This window comes from Agathobaculum sp. Marseille-P7918, from assembly GCF_964248325.1.
Classification (GTDB): domain Bacteria; phylum Bacillota; class Clostridia; order Oscillospirales; family Butyricicoccaceae; genus Agathobaculum.
Genome location: NZ_CAXTXI010000024.1, coordinates 1 through 515 on the forward strand (window position 1 = coordinate 1; position 515 = coordinate 515).

At 54.0% G+C, this 515-nt stretch carries 1 protein-coding gene; it reads left to right on the forward strand.

Features of this window, described 5'->3' with window-relative positions:
- Positions 1-60 precede the first annotated feature (60 nt).
- Positions 61-515: DDE-type integrase/transposase/recombinase (locus ACESSO_RS16990; protein WP_373166725.1), on the forward strand; the 455-nt coding region annotated here is incomplete at its 3' end.

Below are 515 nucleotides of genomic sequence, written 5' to 3' on the forward strand. Positions count from 1 at the left end.
AGACGTCCCCATAGCCATCCAAATCAGCATACGGAGACAGAACTGAAGCTGATTCGGGATATGCGCCGCCGCAATCCAGATCTGGGCATGGTGGAGCTGTGGCATCGGCTGCGGCTACGGGGTTATACCCGACGTCCGGAGAGCTTGTTCCGAGTCATGCGCAAACTAGGGCTATTTCCTGCTGTTTCAAAGAAAAAAGTGTATAAACCAAAGCCTTACGAGCAGATGACCTATCCCGGCCAGCGGGTCCAGGTGGACGTAAAAGTGGTGCCCCGCAAATGTATTGCAGACTCGCAACTCCGCCTCTACCAGTACACCGCCATTGACGAGTTTACCCGCCTGCGTTTTCTGACTGCCTACCCAGAGCAAAACACCTATTCCTCTGCCGACTTCCTAAAAAAGTTGCTCAAGTGGTATGCCCGCCGAGGTATCCGGGTGGAGTGCGTGCAGACGGACAATGGCTTTGAGTTTACCAATCGTTTCTCCAACAGCAGACGGGATCTGCCCACCCTGTT